Origin of the sequence: Shewanella sp. S1-49-MNA-CIBAN-0167 (assembly GCF_040310145.1) — a bacterium.
Taxonomy (GTDB): domain Bacteria; phylum Pseudomonadota; class Gammaproteobacteria; order Enterobacterales; family Shewanellaceae; genus Shewanella; species Shewanella psychromarinicola.
This window is the reverse complement of sequence record NZ_JBEOPO010000312.1, coordinates 1-265: the sequence shown is the minus strand read 5'-3', so window position 1 is coordinate 265 and position 265 is coordinate 1. Positions and strand designations below refer to the sequence as shown.

Genomic DNA, 265 nt, shown 5'->3' with positions numbered 1-265 from the left:
AGAAGAAGCTGATTATATTCCGTATAAATGCCATATCGAAACACCCAACGGTCCAAATATTGCTTTGTTTTTATGGGAAAAAAAATTAGCGATACAAGAGCAAAGTGCTTTACTAGCTAAGCAAGTGTCAACAATATCTAATGAACGTTTATTGGTGAAACGGATAGTTGAATGCATTGCAGAAGATAAAAAGTTTAACGATAAATTTGTTCGTGAACTTGATGAACGGAGAACTGACATAGACAATTAATGTGTGGTTCTAAAT

1 protein-coding gene is annotated in these 265 nt (G+C 33.6%); it reads left to right on the top strand.

Features of this window, described 5'->3' with window-relative positions; all coding sequences use genetic code 11:
* A partial coding sequence (locus AAEZ00_RS21440) for a TapY2 family type IVa secretion system protein (protein ID WP_351089948.1) occupies positions 1-250 on the top strand: 250 nt, incomplete at its 5' end.
* Between the last annotated feature and the right edge of the window lie 15 nt (positions 251-265).